Origin of the sequence: Devosia chinhatensis (genome assembly GCF_000969445.1) — a bacterium.
Classification (GTDB): Bacteria; Pseudomonadota; Alphaproteobacteria; order Rhizobiales; family Devosiaceae; genus Devosia; species Devosia chinhatensis.
In genome coordinates, this window is sequence record NZ_JZEY01000002.1 from 1 (window position 1) to 435 (window position 435).

Sequence of the window (435 nt, forward strand, 5' to 3'; positions counted from 1 at the left end):
GAGGGAAGAAAGGGAGAAAAAAGAAGAGAGAGAGAAGAAGGAGAGAGGAGAAAGAAAGAGAAGAGAAGAGAGGGAGAGAGAGGAGAAGGAAAGAGGAAAGAAAAAGAAAAGAAAAAGAAAAAAAGAAAAGAAAGAGGAGGAAGAAAAGAGAAGAGAAGAGAAAAGAAAAAGAAAGGGAGAAAAAAGAGAAAAAAAGAAGGAGAAAGGGAGGGAGAGTAAGAGGGGTATAAGAGACAGGCCCGATGAAACGGGAGAGAGGAAGAAAACAGGAGAAGGGAGGAGAAAGAGGAGAAAAAAACCCGGCAACAGGAAAGAAAAAGGAGGAGAGGGCAGGGAAGAACGTGAACGAACAGGCATAAGCAAGTAGAGACCGGAGGAGAAGAAGAAGAAAGGAAGCGGGGGAATGAAAGGAAAAAGGAAGGAAGAGTAAAAAGG

Annotated in this window: 1 protein-coding gene; it reads left to right on the forward strand. The window is 43.0% G+C overall.

Annotated features, from left to right (window positions below; genetic code table 11):
- A partial coding sequence (locus VE26_RS19035) for a hypothetical protein (protein ID WP_046103221.1) occupies positions 1-367 on the forward strand: 367 nt, incomplete at its 5' end.
- Positions 368-435 lie beyond the last annotated feature (68 nt).